This is a genomic window from Nonomuraea sp. NPDC004580 (assembly GCF_040609855.1).
In the GTDB taxonomy this organism is placed as follows: domain Bacteria; phylum Actinomycetota; class Actinomycetes; order Streptosporangiales; family Streptosporangiaceae; genus Nonomuraea; species Nonomuraea salmonea.
In genome coordinates this window covers 309,479-324,044 of the sequence record NZ_JBEXLH010000003.1, presented here as the reverse complement: position 1 = coordinate 324,044, position 14,566 = coordinate 309,479, and the positions used below count along the sequence as shown (strand labels likewise).

Here is a 14,566-nt window from a genome sequence, read left to right as displayed (position 1 = left end):
CTTCCTGGCCTGCCTCGGCCGGCAGGCGTCGGGCGATCGTTCTGTCCACGGATGACGTGGTCTGCCCGGAACCGGACTCCGGTGCCGGACAGGCACAGAACCATCACAGCCTGGTGGGACACCCGGGCGGCAGGGGAGACTAGGGGAAGCACGAGGAAGGCTTTCCGCCCCCTTCCCTCCCTCTCTGCGGCGAGGTGCATACGGATGGACGATCAAGCGCTGCCCGAGTGGGCGAGAAGGCTCCGCCAGGCCAGGCTGGAGCGGTTGCTCAGCCTCAAGGGCCTTGCCCGGCTGATGCGCCAGGCCGCCGGGGATGACTTGCCGCTGCCCAAGACCGCGAGCTTGTGCCGGAACATCCGCTTCTGGGAAAAGGGCGCCTACCAGCCCAACGCCCTCTACCGGGTGCTGCTCTGCAAGGCCCTCGACCTGACTGAGGCCGAGCTGTTCGGAGGCGAAGCCCCGAAGTCGGCCACGTCGCTCCGGCGTCGTGCACCGGTCTCGACACCTGGCAAAGAGCAGTACGGCGACGTCCTCGACCACTTGCGCGAGCAGTGGCATCTACTCGTCCAACGCGACAACTTGCTCGGCCCTCGCCATACCGTTCCGGCCGTCTGCGAGCAGATCACCGTCCTGGAGGATCTGCTGGTGCCTGCTCGTGGACACGATCGCGTCCAGGTCCTCAACCTCGCGGCCCGCTACGCCGAGTCGGCGGCGTGGCTGTACGAGGACGCCGGAGACGTCGAGCAGGCCGAGCGCTGGACCGACCGCGCGTCCATGTGGGCTTATGAGATCGGCGACGACGAGATGATCGCGTGGACCATGTTCCGCGGCAGTCAGCAGGCCATGGGTAGACGCCGGGCCGGTGATGTCCTCGGCCTGGCCGCCTCCGCGCTCCGGCAGTCCGGTCACCTGCCGGCGCCGATGCGCGCGGCGATCGTGCAGCAGCAGGCCCAAGGCCACGCCCTCGACGGCGAGGAACGGGTCTGCCACCGGCTACTGGACGAGGCCCACGAACTCGCGTTGCCGGCCAATGACGATGGCGACGCCCGAAGCGGACACGGGTCGTTCTGCACGCCCGCCTACGTCGAGGTACAACGTGCCCGCTGCTGGCTGGAGCTGAGGAAGCCACAACGTGCGGTCGCCACCTTCGAGCACGCGCTGCCTACACTGCCATCGGTGTACCGCCGGGACCGCGGCGTGGCCCTGGCGGGATTGGCCTCTGCCTACGCCGGACAGGGAGACCCCGAACAGGCGGCCACGACGGCCGCCGAGGCGCTCAATATCGCCCGCGCCGCAGGCTCGGTGAGAATCATCAACGTGCTGACGTCAGTCGAACGCTCGCTGGCCGCCCATCGGCGCCTCCCCGCCGTGGCTGCCTTCCGGCTGGCCCTGGCCGAGGCGGTGGCCTGCTGATGGCCTCCAACCTCGAACTTCAGGCCATGCGGCGCGCCATCGCGCTGTCGGCCCACGGTCTCGCCTCCACCAGCCCCAACCCGCCGGTCGGTTGCGTGATCCTGGACGCCGCCGGCCAACCTGTCGGCGAGGGCTACCACGCCCGCAAGGGCGAAGCCCATGCCGAGGGGAACGCTCTGCTGGCCGCCGGAGCAGCGGCGAAGGGCGGAACAGCCGTGGTCACCCTGGAACCCTGCAACCACGTGGGCCGCGCGCCGGCCTGCCGCCAGCTCCTCATCGACGCCGGGATCGTCCGCGTGGTCATCGCCGTCATCGACCCCACCTCCCGCGGTGAAGGCGGGGTGGCCGAACTGCGCAAGGCGGGCGTGAGCGTGGAGACCGACGTGCTCGCCGAGGAGGCGATGCTCGTACTCGGCCAGTGGAGCACCGCCCTGGCACTCGGCCGACCCGTGGTCACCTGGCTCTACACCGAGACCGCCGAGGGCCGGATGAGCGCGCTCAAGCGCATCCCGTCCTCGCACGAGTCGCTGCTTGCCGCCGACGTCGTTCTGAGTGCCGATGGCCGCCTTGAGGAAGCGACCCCGCAGAGCCACGGCCCCGGCATGATCCGCCTCCCGAGCAACCCCCTCCGGCTCGGACAGCACGAACTGCTGAAGACACTTCACGCGGGCGGAGTTCGGCGCCTCCTCCTCGACGGCGGACTGGACCGTGCCGCCCCTTTCCTGGCCGCCGATCTCGTGGATCACATCGTCGCCTACCTACCCGACCCGGGATCGTCCGCCCGCCCATGGAGCAGCGACCCAGATCTGATGCCGGATGGCTTCCATATCACTGGCGTCGCCCGCGTAGCCCGCTACGTCAAGGTGAGCGCTTCCAGAAACGACGGAGAGAGGCAAGATCACCTTCCCTGACCAAGGAAGCCCGCACAGGCGTCCACGGCCGCCCTGAACGGTCTCAGAGCCCCACGCCGCGCATCGGATGTCACGCTACTGATCGGCCGCCCGGATGTGCCCGTGAACGACGGGAGATTTGTCCCGGCCAGCGGCCATGCCGCGTGATGGCGGAGACCGAGACGCCGGGGGCGGGAAGCGCTGGGGCCATCCGATCAGAAGCGATCGGAAGATCGATTGCGCCAGCGCCATGATCATGGCCCGAGCAGCGCGGCGAGGCCCGACAGCCGCCACAGGTTGCCGGGCCTTCGTTCGTTAGTCGACTAGGTAGTGGGCTTCGATGTAGGCGACGGTGGAGTCATATGGCTCTCCCACCGGCTTCAGCAGGTACTTGCGGAAGACCGCGGCGGTGGCGCGACGGACGCCTCGGTTGCGGGCGTCGGCGTTGTCCCATGACTGGGCGAGGGTGCGGGTGACCACTTGGTCGATCTCCTCGGCCAGGTTTCTTTCCGTGATGGTGAGGCCGGGAGGTGCGTGGTCGTGGATGATCCGCGACAGGACACCCACGTGGTCGTCGTCCAGCACGACGGCTTCGTCGGGGTGCTTTCCGGCGTTCACGATGGCGCGAGCGATCCGGAGCGCCTCGGACAGGAACTCCAGGGCGTCCTGTGAGTTCTGGATGATCCGGTCCCGCAGCAGCTTGATCCGCTCGGCGAGGGCGGTGTACTTCGCGGACCCCGGTTCGACGCCCTTGTCGAGGGCGGCCTTGATGTGGTCCAAGATCTCCGCTGCGGACGGCGGCCTCTTGTCCTCGCCGTCCTTGCCGGGCTTGGGCCGGACAAGGGCCATCAGTTCCTTGAGGATGGCGATGCCCTGCGCGTCCAGGACAAGGGCTTCCTCTCGGGTGGCGACCACGGAGAAGGAGTGGACGTGGGCGTTGATGATCTCCAGGACCATCGGTCCCAGCTCGCTCAGCCGCTCTTTCCTCTCCTCGTCGGAGGACTTCTTGAACAGGGTCGTGTACACGGACCCGAACAGCCCGAGACCGTCGCGGTACTTGGCTACCCGCTTGTCGGTGCTGATGAGCGGATACAGGCGGGCCAGGAGCCGGTAGTCCTTGCTGAACACCTCAGCGGCGCCAGGGTTGGCGTCCAGGAAGGCGTTGATGGCCCGTACGGACTCGTACGTGTGGACCGCGAGGTCCAGGCCGTCCACGTCCACGAGAAGGTCTTCGATGCGGGCGAAGGTGGTGCGGAACTCATCGACGAGCTCGGACAGGTCGGTGACGAACCCGCCGCCCTTACCGGTGCCCGGCGAGGTGGGATCGACGACGGCCCGCTGCACCTCTTCGGCCAGCCCGATGTAGTCCACGATCACGCCGGAGGTCTTGACGAACCCGGTGGGGGACACCCAGGTACGGTTCGGGCGGGTGATCGTCTGGAAGAGGGTGTGGGCCTTCAGCGGCTTGTCCAGGTAGAGGACGCCCTCGTTGGGGGCGTCGAACCCGGTCATCAGCTTCGCGGTCACCACCAGAAAGCACAGCGGGTCGTCCGGGGTGAGGAACCGCCGCTTCTGCTCCTCTTCCTCGGCCTCCGATAGCCGGAACGGGCGCATGGCGGGATCTTCGCCCTTGGCGTCCGAGACGGAGATGTTGACCTCGGCGGTGATCCGGCCATGCTTGCCGACCTCGGCGAGCACCTGTGACGCCTCGAAGCCTGCCAGCAGCTCGTTGATCTTGTCCGTGTAGGCCACGGCCAGCTCACGGTTGTAGGCGACGACCTGGGCCTTCAGGTCGTTGCGGTAGGCGCCGGCCAGGTAGTGGTCCACGATGTCCTGGCAGACCGCGTGGATGCGGTCGGGGTTGGCGAACACCGAGGTGAGGCGCCCGAACTTGCGGGACAGGAGTTCGCGGTCGGGGTCGTCGAGGTCGAAGTCGTCGGCGAACTGGTCGAATTCAGCCTGCAACGCCTGGTCGTCTAAATCGAAGGCGACCGGGTGCGGGTCCAGCAGGACCGGAACGGTGGCCCCGTCCAGCAGAGACCGGGACACGGAGTATCGGTGCAGCACCCTGCCCGGGTCGGTCTCTTCGCCGAAGAGGGAGAAGGTGTCGGTGGAGAGGTTCCTGACGGGGGTGCCGGTCATGCCGAAGAACTTCGCGCGCGGCAGCGCTGCGCGCATCTGCCCGGCCAGGGACGCCGACCGGGCGGACTGGGTGCGGTGTGCCTCGTCCACCAGCACGATGATGTTGTCCCGGGTCGACAGGTTCTTGCCGGCGTCGGCGAACTTGTGGACGGTCGTGGAGATGACGCCGCGCACGTCGTCGGCCAGCAGGGCACGCAATTCCTGGCTGGTGGCGGGCTGGTGGAAGTAGGCGCTCCCCATGGCGGAGGTGAACACGCCGGAGGTCTGGCGGACGAGTTGGGTCCGGTCCGAGAGCAGGATGATCGTGGGCGATTCGGTGCGGGTGTCGGCCAGCAGTAGCGAGGCGGCGAACACCATCAGCAGCGTCTTCCCGCTGCCTTGGTGGTGCCAGATCAGACCTTTCCGGCCCCCGGCCAGGACTCGCTTGTGGATGAGGTGGGCGGCCTCCATCTGCGGGTAGCGGGGCAGGTACTTCGTGTCCACCCCACCCCCGGAGGTGTCGAACAAGGCGAAGTTGGCCAGCATGTCCAGGACTGTGGCTGGGTTGAGCAGTAGTTCGACGGAGCGCTGCACGTCGGCCTGCCCGGACAGGTTCTCGTTGTCGGCAGTGGACCGGAACGGCTGCCACAGGTTCGTGGGGGCACCTGCGGCACCGAAGCGCAGCTTCAGCCCGTCGGAGGCGACGGCGAAGACGTTGGGGGTGAAGAACCACGGGTACTCGGTGGCGTACACGTCATTGATCTCGCGGGCGGCGTCCGCCCATCCGGAATTCGCGGTCGGCGACTTCACCTCGACCACGACCAGGGGCAGGCCGTTGACCCAGTACACGAGGTCGAACCGGCGGGAGGTCTTGCCGGGGACGGTGATGGTCACCTCGTCCGACACGACCAGCGTGTTGGCGGTCGGGTGCTCGAAGTCGATGACCTTCAGGGCGTGCCACGCCCCGTCGGCATCTCGGAACTCCTTGTGCCCGCGCAGCAGGCGCAACACCTGCTCGTTGGCCCGCACCAGCCCGCCCTCGACGGCATTGACTGTGGCGGTGATCTCCTCGACCACCACGTCCACGTCGAACCCGTCGATCACTCCGGGGTTGAACTGGACGATGGCGTCCCGCAACAGGCCGGCCATCACCGTCTGTGTCGTCTCCCGGGGCAGCGCTCTGCCTGCGGTGAAGGTCCAGCCCATGGGGAGGGACCACTGGATCATCAGGTTCTGGAACTCGCGCTCCCGAATGCCCTTCGCCACGGCTCAGACCTCCAGCTTGGCCGACTCAATCTCAACGGTGCGGTCCAGCAGCCCCGCCAGCAGCCCCGCTCGAACGTCACGGAGACGGGCGGCCTCCGCGCGGGTCGCCTTCACCACAGACTCCATCGCGTCGAGCTCGGCCACCATCTCGCGTTGGCGGTCGAGCGACGGCAGACGCACGATCATGCCCTTCGCCCGCTTGGCGCTGATGTGCTTGATGTTGGTGCCCCCCGCGATGTCGAGGAAGGCCCGGGATTCGTAGGCCCACATGCTCCAGTGGAAGACGAACTCGGGAATGCAGACCCCTTCCAGCGCCCGAAGACGGAGCAGGGTCATCTGGGTGCAGACAGGCCCCGGCAGCTCGTCTCGCCACATGGCGGGCATTCCGACAGCATTCGCGCTGGCGCTGCCCTCAGACACCACAACGTCGCCGTAGCGGAGGCCGAACTTCTCGCGCTCCACTGGGTCGTAGTTCATCTCCAGCACGTCGGACAGGTCGAGCGTCCCGTAGCCGACGTTCGCAGAACGGAGGTAGGGCGTCATGTACGGGCCGGTCGCCCTGTCGGGTGTCCGGCGGACGCCGGTGGAGAAGTCGAAGGCGTTCTCGGCCCTCACGGCTACACCTGAATCGTCGGTGATGAGGTCGGCTCGTCGGCGACGCAGAACGGCGGCCAGCGCTCTTGCCTCAGCGTCAAGTGCGGTGATCTGGTCGTCGACCGCCCCGATGACCTTGACAATCCGTTGCTGGGTGGACAGCGGCGGCAGCGTGACAGGAAGGGACCGCAGCTTCGCCTGGTTGATGTGAGCGATGGTTGTCTTCGTGACAAGCGTGTCGAGATGGCCTCCGCTGACTACGTTCTCCAGCCCCAGGGCGATGAACTCGGGAAGTGCTGCGGCTCCAACGCGGAGACGGACACGGTGCAGCGCGTTCTGGAAGTAAATCCCGTCCAAATCATCGCGGACCAGTGCAAGCCGTCCAACTTCGCCGCCCTCGCAGAGCAGGATGTCGCCGGCGCAGAGTCGGTACTTGTCCCGTTCTGCCTCGTTGAACGACATCGTGTTGAGGCCAGTGGTGGTGATGCGGTGCCACTGGACGTTCACGTTCCGAAGGTACGGGTACCCGTCCGCATCCTTGCCACTGCCCTTTGGGAGCGTCTTGCCGAGAAGTGTGTCGGCGATTTCCCCGAGCCGAGTCTCAATCCACGGCTCACTCATCAAAGCCCTCGATCCCTGCGGCGGAGAGGACGGCGAGCATGCGCTGCTCGGTCTTCTGGCGTTCAGCACGAGCGATGTTGTAGGCCTCGATGAGGGTGCCGAGGTCTTCCTGCTCGGCGGCGGCCTGCTTGATGTACCGCCCGATGTTCAGGTCGTACCCGTTCGACGCAATCTCCGCGGTGGGGACGAACCGCACCGCGAGTCCGCCTTCTCCGTCGGGGTCCACTGGGTTGCCGTCGGCGTCCATCTTGGAGTGGTAGGCGGTCACGATGTCGGCGATGTCGGCGTCGGAGAGGATGTTGCGGTTTTTGGCCTTGGTGAACCGCTTGGAGGCGTCGATGAACAGCACGCCGCCCTGCCGCTCCGGGTCCTTGGTGCGGGGTGCGCGGAACACCAGGATCGCCGTGGGGATGGTGGTGTTGTAGAAGAGGTTGGCAGGCAGACCGATGACTGCTTCGAGCAGGTCATCGTCCAGGACGCGCTGGCGGATGGCTGCCTCTTGGCCGCCTCGGAAGAGCACGCCGTGGGGCAGGACGACGCCGGCGCGTCCCTTCCTCGGACTCATGCTGGCGATCATGTGCTGTACGAACGCCCAGTCCGCCGTTGACTGCGGGGCGACTCCGCCGAGGGCGCGCGGGTCATTGCTCCAGGGCTTCCACTTGAGGCTGTAGGGCGGGTTGGCGACGATCACGTCGAACTGCGCGACGGACCCGTCCGGCTTCTTGAAACGCGGGTCCTTCAGCGTGTCGCCGACCTCGATCTTGAACTGGGTGAGGTTGTGCATGAAGAGGTTCATGCGAGCCACGCCCGCTGTGTCCGGTACGGCCTCCTGCCCGTACAGCTTGAGTGTGTAGCCGCGCCCGCCGCGGGCCTTCAGGAGGTTCGCGGAGGCGATGAGCATGCCGCCCGATCCGCAGGTCGGGTCGTACACCGACTCGTGGCCCTTGGGGTCCAAGACCTCGACAATCAGCTCGACGACCTCGCGGGAGGTGAAGAACTGGCCGGCTCGGGTACCCGACCCGTCGGAGAACCGCTTCAGCAGGTACTCGTACGCCCCACCGAGGACGTCGTGGGACATGTTGCCCTCGTGCATCTTCGGGGTGCGGTCCATCGTCTGCATGACCGCCGCCAGCACCTCCCCCGGCAGCACCTCTTCGGAGGTCCAGGTCATGGACCCGAACAGACGGGAGAACTTGTCAGGGTTGGCCGTCTCGATGGCTTGCAGGGAAGCGCGGACGCGCTGGCCGAGGCCAGGCTGGGTGATGGTGGCGAGGATGGACGTCCAGGAGGCGCGACGCTGGTGGACGGTGCCAGGGTGGATGAACGGGATCTCGAACGACTGGTAGTCGCGGTACTCGATCTCGTGAGCTTCCTCGGCGGACAGGTCGTCCAGGCCCTTGTTCTCGGCCAGGAACTGCTCGTGCTGGTGCTCCCAGGTGTCCGACAGGTACTTCCAGAACATCAGAGGAAAGATGACGGAGGCGTACTGCGCTTCGGGCATCGCCACGCGCAGCTCGTCGGCGGCATCCCACAAGCGGTTCTCGATCTCCTGCTGGGTCACTGCCATCAGTTGGGGGTGTCCTTGCTCGTCAAAGGTGGCGACCCGAAGGCCGTGGAGTTCTTGCTGGTACCCAGCTTCCGGGCGTGCCCGCCATGGACAGGCGGGGCGTCGTACTCCCTGCGCGGGCGATCCACTTACGATAACCCTCCCCAGGGCTCCGGAATTCGGCAAACAGCCCAACTAACGACGCATCCAGCCGAGGCCAGACGCCTCGGCTGGATGATCTTGTTCCCGCTTCCGGTCAGCGTGCGTTGCAGATCACAATCGGCCAGTTGTCGGTCTCGCGCGCGTGCGCGTAAGTGGCTCCCAAAAGTCCCGATACACCCGGCCCACCGGCGTGGACGAGCGTGTCGAATCCGCGCTCTGTACGCCTCGCGCGTGTGCGCGTAAATGCCTCGCAAAACTCCCGGCAAGCCCTTCGCTGATCGGTCGAGAGGTGCAGGTAGCGTGTTCGGGAATCCGCGGCGCTGAACGTCTCAGAGTCCCACCCCGCGCATGGGGTTGTCTCGCCATCTGTCGGCCGTCCGGATGTAGCCGTGCACCACCGGCGACTTCTCCGACCAGCGGCCGTGCCGAGCGATGGCCGACACCGAGGCCCCCGCCTTGGCCGCGGCTGTCGCCCCACCGGCGCGCAGTGAGTGAGCGGTGAAGGTGTCCGCGTCCTTGAGCCCGGCCCGCTCCGCCGCGCGTCGCACGATCTTGTTGAGTCCGTCCCCAGACATCCGGCCGGTGCCGCGCATGGTCGCCCCCGGCGTGCCGGACAGCCGCCCGTGCCGGTCGATGGCACGCAGCAGCGGCCCCTCAGCCACGCCGCGCTCCTCCAGCATGGCCAGCCACGCCTGCACGACCCGCACGGGGCAGGTCGCCGGGTGCGAACCGTACGGCAGGGGAACGATCTCGCCGATCGCGTCCTGATCGGTCTTGGACCGGCGGATCGCCACCTCCAGCCCATCGGCGGTGAACGTCAGGTCGGCGAGGTCGAGCGCCGCCAGCTCGGAGCGGCGGCCCATGAGGGCGAAGCCGAGTACCAACACCACGCGGTCGCGCAGGCCGCCGAGGGTGGCCGGGTCGGTGGTGTCGATCAAGGCGCGCAGCACGGTCAGCTCGGCGGGCGGGGCCTTGCGGGTACGCTGCCCGGCCGTGGCACGCTCCTTGCGGTAGTCACGCAGGGCGAGGCGGGCGAACTCGGCGTTGAGTCGGAGCCCGGCCTTCTTGTGCCGGGACTGGATGCAGGCCAGCGCCCGCTCGATGGTGGAGGGTGCCGGCAGGGTGCCCTTGCGGGTGGGGGTGGCGGCCAGGTGGGTGACGTACTCGGTGACCGTCTCGGGGGTGGCGGGCAGTGGGCTGCGGCCGAGAGCGGCGCACCAGGCGGTGAAGCTCTCCCAGTCCCGCTGGTAGGCCCGGCTAGTGTTGGCGGCGAACCCTCCGGCTACCCGCGCCCGCGCCGCCTCGGTCAGCTCCCTGTCGGCCGCGCCCGCTGGAGTCGGCAGCGAGGCGGTCGGGTCGTCATCCAGCCGTGCCAGCTCCGTCACCGGCGTCTCCCGTCTTCAGGTGATCAAGTTTCTGGATCGCGATAAGGCATGTTATCGCGACCCAGGACAGGCGATTGAACCGCACACGCGCCACCTGCGAGCCGCCCCAGCCGCGACCAGATGATCTTGTCAAGCCCGTGAAATGCGGCGAATCCGACACGGCAAGCGGTTTCCTATAGCCACGAAGGGCGCGTTACTAGATTGTTACAATCTCCGAAATGCTCATGAATAAGGGATCTATCGCGATTCGACCGTCCGCCACCGAGGCCCGGGGGCTTGAGGCCGCCGAAGACTCCGGCCCCACGATCTACCATGGTCACAGCAAGAGAGCCCGACCCCCGTTGCAGCGGGGATCGGGCTCGTAAGGTACTAGCCGGGCCCGAAACCTCGAACTCGTACCAACACAACACTGCCAGTGTAACGAGATCCAGGAGATTCTCATCGTTCGGGCTCGGCTCCAACAATCGAAGGAGCCTGCATGCTCAAGATCCAGATGTCTCTGCCGCTCTCCATCCCGGGTAGGTGGAGCATTGGCGTCGTCGCGGTGATTGTGATCGTGGTCGTTCTGCTGCTCACCGGCACCCCGGTCCAACTCATGATCGGCGCCGCCCTCTAGCTGGAACAGGGAAGGCGGCCGCTACCCAGGCGGCCGCCTTCATCCTGCGCGGGCCCTCACGTAGCCTGCCGCAGTTGGGCAGCGGATACGCAACCGCCAACGCTCTCCGTCCCCTTGAGGTCGAGGAGGCTCTGCTCCTGTCTTCGAGCCTTGGCCGCGGCGATCCTGCTGATGATGTTCTCGATGACACCCTGATTCGGGGAGAGAGACACCGGCCCTCCCTGCGGACCAGATACCTCGACAGCCTTCACCGGCCGCCATTCGTCGGGGAACATCCGCGCGAGCAGGTCCAGGGCAATGCGCCCATTCGGCTGGCTCCAGGCCCGCTCGCGCGTGCCGTCCGGCCGCTCCGCTTCACGCACAAGCACGCCGCCCACCGCATCCGCGAACGCGGCGGCCACAAGGACGTCGGCAGCCCTCGCGCGCGCACGCGTAACCGCCTCCCGAAACGCTCGAAACTCCGCAGGAGCATCGTCCTCCTCCCCCTGGGCCATCCATCGACGGACTGTGGAGTCACCGACCCCGCATAGCGCCGCGGCTGCGCTCAAGAAGTGACCGGCTTCCAGGTGCCGGCAGAGTTGGTCCTGGAGTTCGAGGGTGAGCTTGGTTGGACGTCCCATCACCAATCCCCTTCGATTCGAGCGGCCAGCCGACGCCGGGCTTGCTCGACACCTCCCTGGGCGGTGCTCGCGTCTCGGGCGATGCCCCGTCGAACGACACGAATGGCAACACCGGCGTCCCTCTGGCCGGGGCTGGCCACGCCCCATTCAGCCGGGACAACGGCCACGGCACTCTCGGCCGCCGTCATGGTGGCGTCGTCCTGCCTGTTGGTCACTTTGCGACCTCCTCTGGGGCGTTGGAGAGGCCGAGCATCGCGGCGAGCTTGGCCGTGGGGATTAGGATCTTCCGACCGATGCGTAGGGACGGGAGGTCGCCACGACGTACCGCGTCGTAGGCGGCGTCACGGTGAAGGCCCAGGAACGCAGCGGCCTCGGCAACGGTCATCGTGGGGCGCCGGAAGAGTTGCGTGTTGTTCACGGCCGAATGCCTAGCAGTTTCGTCGGCTTGCGTCGCCGGAGGTCAGCTTTCGTCGGCCTGCGTCCATCCGCCAAGGATTACGAAAGAAGAAGAAAGAAGCCGCCGCGTGGTGAGGGACGGCCGAGGTGACAAGGCCCGGCGGGGTGCCGACGTGCATCGGGTCTTCAGCGTCGTCCCGGGAATCCCGCTTGCCGCGTTTGGCCCTTCCTTCGTAGGAGACGAAGAAAGGGCCCCGGACTCATGCGCCGCTGCACAGGTCACACCCTGGGTGGCGGACCACGAAGGGGTTGTTTCTTCTTTATTCGTCAGGCGTAGGTACCGACGCCCCGACACGTCGGTACCGAACCGCCGGGCGTCCTCCGGTCGATGTACTCGCCTGGACGTACTCACCGCTGGCGATCAACGCGGTGAGCATCTCGTCCAGGGCATGCTTGGGGACATTGCGGGAGAACAGCGCCGAGATTTCCGACCGCGTTAGTCCAGTGTCGCCAGCCTGGTCGAGGTGACGACGGAGGCGGTCGAGCTTGGGATCTCGCATGCTCTTGTCGAGGACGAACACCGCCGAGGCGATGGAGTACCGGATCAGGGCGGCAGCCGCGGTCAAGTGGTCGGCGCTCATCCGGTCTCGCCCTTCCAAAGCCGCGTACAACCCAGCGATGCGCAGGCAGTACGGTGCCGAGCGGCGGGTGAACTCGGTCCAGGCGAAGTCCTCGTCGTCGGCCGCCGTGAACTCGTCGTACAGCCTGTCAGCCCAGAGGGCTTGGGCGCCCTGGTCGAAGGCGATACGACGGACCTTGCCGGCTGCAAGGATGCCCTTGTGGAGCTTCCCTGCGATCTCTGCCAGCGTGTCGGGGTTCACCCCGTCCGGGATGGGAAGGCGCTTGGACCGTTCGACGTAGACGGGCAGGAAGCGATTGTAGGAGCCTCCGGCCATGTCGCTCTCGGCCAGCCGCAGCCGGAATTCCTTCGGGGTGATGTGGCCGACGATGGCCACATGCGGGTTGGTCGCCCGGTACGCCGCCCGCGTGAGTACGGCGAGGGTGCGGCCGTCCCACGCCTGCCGCAGGACGGTTCCGAGCGAAGACCCCTCGCGCTTGGCACGGGCCATCACCGTGGCGAACTCCGGCTCGACGACCACCAGCCGCTTGTCCATCGTTCCACCCGGGTCCTCCTGCGAGTCCGGGTCACGAATACGGTCGATCAGCCCTTCGCCCGAGGACAAGCCCGTGACGCAGATGTCCCCGTAACCCATCCCGGTCTCGTGCATGAAGATCTCGGCCGTGTCGGTAGCCTGCCCCTTGCGGCCCGAGCCCGTCCGGCCGAACAGCAGCGGCCAGATCAGCAACGGGTGGCGGGTGTTGCCCACCTGGGCGAACGGGTTGGTGCCGATGAGAGCACCGCACGCAGCCAGCGCCGAGGCGAGCACGCCCACCGGGTCGGCCTCGGTGCTCGGATCGGCGGCGGCCACCAACTCGCCGAGCAGGCCGTAGAACATGGCGCCGTCGGCAACAGGCGGCGGCGTCGCGAGTGCGCCGTTCGCCCCCTCGGCCCGCTCTTGGTGGAACGCCTCGACTCGGGCCTCGGCGTCGTGCTCCCCCAGCAGGCTGGTAGCGTCGCGTCGCCGTGTCATACGTCCCTCCGGCGTGGCTGGCGGGCTCCGGCTTCCAGGCCGGAGCGGATGGTGGAAGCTGCCTCACGGAGCGGCAGACCGATTGTGTGCGCGGCGGCGTGCAGCGTCTCCTCCACCAGCCGAGGCGGCAGCAGCCCCGTCGCCACGAGCTGGCCCAGGGCGAAGGCCGCAGAGTTCACGGCGTGGTTACGCGTGCCCGGGACGGCGTCCAGCACGTTCTGGATCTCCTCGCGCAGCGCAGCCGTCGCATAGCCCGCGGCACGCCCATCGAGCGCGGCCAAGATCCGGCGCGCCGAGAGGTGGTCCGGCTTCGACTCGCCAGTGGCCGTGGTCAGCCGTTCGCCGAGCCAGCGAGGCAACTTCGCGACCGGTTCATCGTTGATGACCTCGTACGAGCCGACTCCGTCCGGAAGATCCACGAAACTGCCCGGCCCGACGACGTAACCGCCCTGTGCCCGGGTGTCGATCAGCCAGCCGAGCCGCCCGGCGGTGTTACCGAGGGACAGGTCGGCAGGCGCGGTGAAGTACAGGTGCGTGCCTCCGCGTCGGGTGAGGACAGTGAACGTGTCGAACGGCAGAGGCTGCCCTGCTTCCATGCAGGCCAGCGCCAGCACGTCCGCGCCCTCGTTGACCCCAGGCTGATCCCAGGGCGCGGGCGGCCGTACATCCGTCTTGGGCGTGTCGAGGTCCACCACGACCAGTCCTGACGGGCCGCAGGCGATGCCGATGTTGTACGGCGCTCGCGACCAGCATCGGCGGATCAGCTCGGGATCGGTCGTGGCCTCCCGCTCCCAGTTCGTGAAGCCCTTGAGCGGGCGCTTGCCACCGGGTGTCAGCGGGAAGATGTGCCAGCCGCGCTTGGCGGCGGCCAGGGCATACCGAAGTTGGTTGCCCGTGGTCTGCGGCGAGCCTGCATGTAGCCTGTTAGGGCTCGTGCCATTGGTGGGTGCTGAGCTTCTGGGCGGGTCCGTTGCGAGCGGGCCCGCCCCGCTCTTCTCAAGCTGCGTGGTCGAGCGCATCACGCCGACTCCGCGAACCGGCTGTCTTCCCAAGCCACGACGTCCGAGAGCCGATATCGGACGTACTTTCCCGCCTTGTAGTAGCGCGGGCCGTCTCCCCGTGAGTTCCACGCGTAGACGGTGGCCAGCGGAACCTTCTCGCGCGCGGCCAGTTCCTGTGGGGTCAACACCTCGTCGCCCATAACTGCCTCCAGTTGCTTGTGGCGGTGATGCCACGGGCAACCATAGATCGCGACTGGTGCTCGTTGCAAATCAGCCACAAGCA

12 protein-coding genes are annotated in these 14,566 nt (G+C 67.3%); 3 read left to right on the top strand and 9 right to left on the bottom strand.

Annotated features, from left to right (window positions below; genetic code table 11):
* Nucleotides 1-204: 204 nt before the first annotated feature.
* Nucleotides 205-1,413: a hypothetical protein gene (locus ABZW11_RS06760; protein WP_355413407.1), complete on the top strand. Its 1,209-nt coding sequence runs from the start codon at nucleotides 205-207 to the stop codon at nucleotides 1,411-1,413.
* A complete protein-coding gene (ribD, locus tag ABZW11_RS06755) occupies nucleotides 1,413-2,324 on the top strand; it encodes a bifunctional diaminohydroxyphosphoribosylaminopyrimidine deaminase/5-amino-6-(5-phosphoribosylamino)uracil reductase RibD (RefSeq protein ID WP_355413405.1) in 912 nt (303 codons plus the stop codon). Before ABZW11_RS06760 ends, ribD begins: the two co-directional genes overlap by 1 nt.
* Nucleotides 2,325-2,618: 294 nt before the next feature.
* Here the strand turns inward: ribD and ABZW11_RS06750 are convergent, their stop codons facing one another.
* The 4 genes from ABZW11_RS06750 to ABZW11_RS06735 all read right to left on the bottom strand — a co-directional run bounded on the left by ABZW11_RS06750 (nucleotide 2,619) and on the right by ABZW11_RS06735 (nucleotide 9,998).
* Nucleotides 2,619-5,690 (bottom strand): HsdR family type I site-specific deoxyribonuclease, encoded by a 3,072-nt coding sequence (locus ABZW11_RS06750; protein ID WP_355413403.1) that lies wholly within the window; start codon nucleotides 5,688-5,690, stop codon nucleotides 2,619-2,621.
* 3 nt (nucleotides 5,691-5,693) lie between these two features.
* Nucleotides 5,694-6,905 (bottom strand): restriction endonuclease subunit S, encoded by a 1,212-nt coding sequence (locus ABZW11_RS06745; protein ID WP_355413401.1) that lies wholly within the window; start codon nucleotides 6,903-6,905, stop codon nucleotides 5,694-5,696.
* A complete protein-coding gene (locus tag ABZW11_RS06740; protein WP_355413399.1) occupies nucleotides 6,898-8,472 on the bottom strand; it encodes an N-6 DNA methylase in 1,575 nt (524 codons plus the stop codon). The genes ABZW11_RS06745 and ABZW11_RS06740 overlap by 8 nt, the downstream gene beginning before the upstream one ends.
* Before the next feature lie 470 nt (nucleotides 8,473-8,942).
* Entirely contained in the window at nucleotides 8,943-9,998 is a 1,056-nt protein-coding gene (locus ABZW11_RS06735) for a tyrosine-type recombinase/integrase (protein ID WP_355413397.1), read from the bottom strand.
* A gap of 478 nt (nucleotides 9,999-10,476) precedes the next feature.
* Between ABZW11_RS06735 and ABZW11_RS06730 the strand changes: the two genes are divergently transcribed.
* Nucleotides 10,477-10,614, top strand: a complete 138-nt coding sequence (locus ABZW11_RS06730; protein ID WP_355413395.1) for a hypothetical protein — start codon at nucleotides 10,477-10,479, stop codon at nucleotides 10,612-10,614.
* 56 nt (nucleotides 10,615-10,670) lie between these two features.
* Here the strand turns inward: ABZW11_RS06730 and ABZW11_RS06725 are convergent, their stop codons facing one another.
* From ABZW11_RS06725 to ABZW11_RS06705, 5 genes are all read right to left on the bottom strand, one after another.
* Nucleotides 10,671-11,234: a hypothetical protein gene (locus ABZW11_RS06725; protein WP_355413393.1), complete on the bottom strand. Its 564-nt coding sequence runs from the start codon at nucleotides 11,232-11,234 to the stop codon at nucleotides 10,671-10,673.
* Nucleotides 11,235-11,445: 211 nt separating this feature from the next.
* Nucleotides 11,446-11,652, bottom strand: a complete 207-nt coding sequence (locus tag ABZW11_RS06720; protein ID WP_355413391.1) for a helix-turn-helix domain-containing protein — start codon at nucleotides 11,650-11,652, stop codon at nucleotides 11,446-11,448.
* Nucleotides 11,653-11,950: 298 nt separating this feature from the next.
* Nucleotides 11,951-13,282 (bottom strand): hypothetical protein, encoded by a 1,332-nt coding sequence (locus ABZW11_RS06715; RefSeq protein ID WP_355413389.1) that lies wholly within the window; start codon nucleotides 13,280-13,282, stop codon nucleotides 11,951-11,953.
* On the bottom strand, nucleotides 13,279-14,301 hold the full coding sequence (locus ABZW11_RS06710; protein ID WP_355413387.1) for a bifunctional DNA primase/polymerase: 1,023 nt from the start codon (nucleotides 14,299-14,301) through the stop codon (nucleotides 13,279-13,281). Before ABZW11_RS06710 ends, ABZW11_RS06715 begins: the two co-directional genes overlap by 4 nt.
* Complete coding sequence (locus tag ABZW11_RS06705; RefSeq protein ID WP_355413385.1) at nucleotides 14,301-14,483, bottom strand: helix-turn-helix domain-containing protein; 183 nt, start codon at nucleotides 14,481-14,483, stop codon at nucleotides 14,301-14,303. The genes ABZW11_RS06710 and ABZW11_RS06705 overlap by 1 nt, the downstream gene beginning before the upstream one ends.
* Between the last annotated feature and the right edge of the window lie 83 nt (nucleotides 14,484-14,566).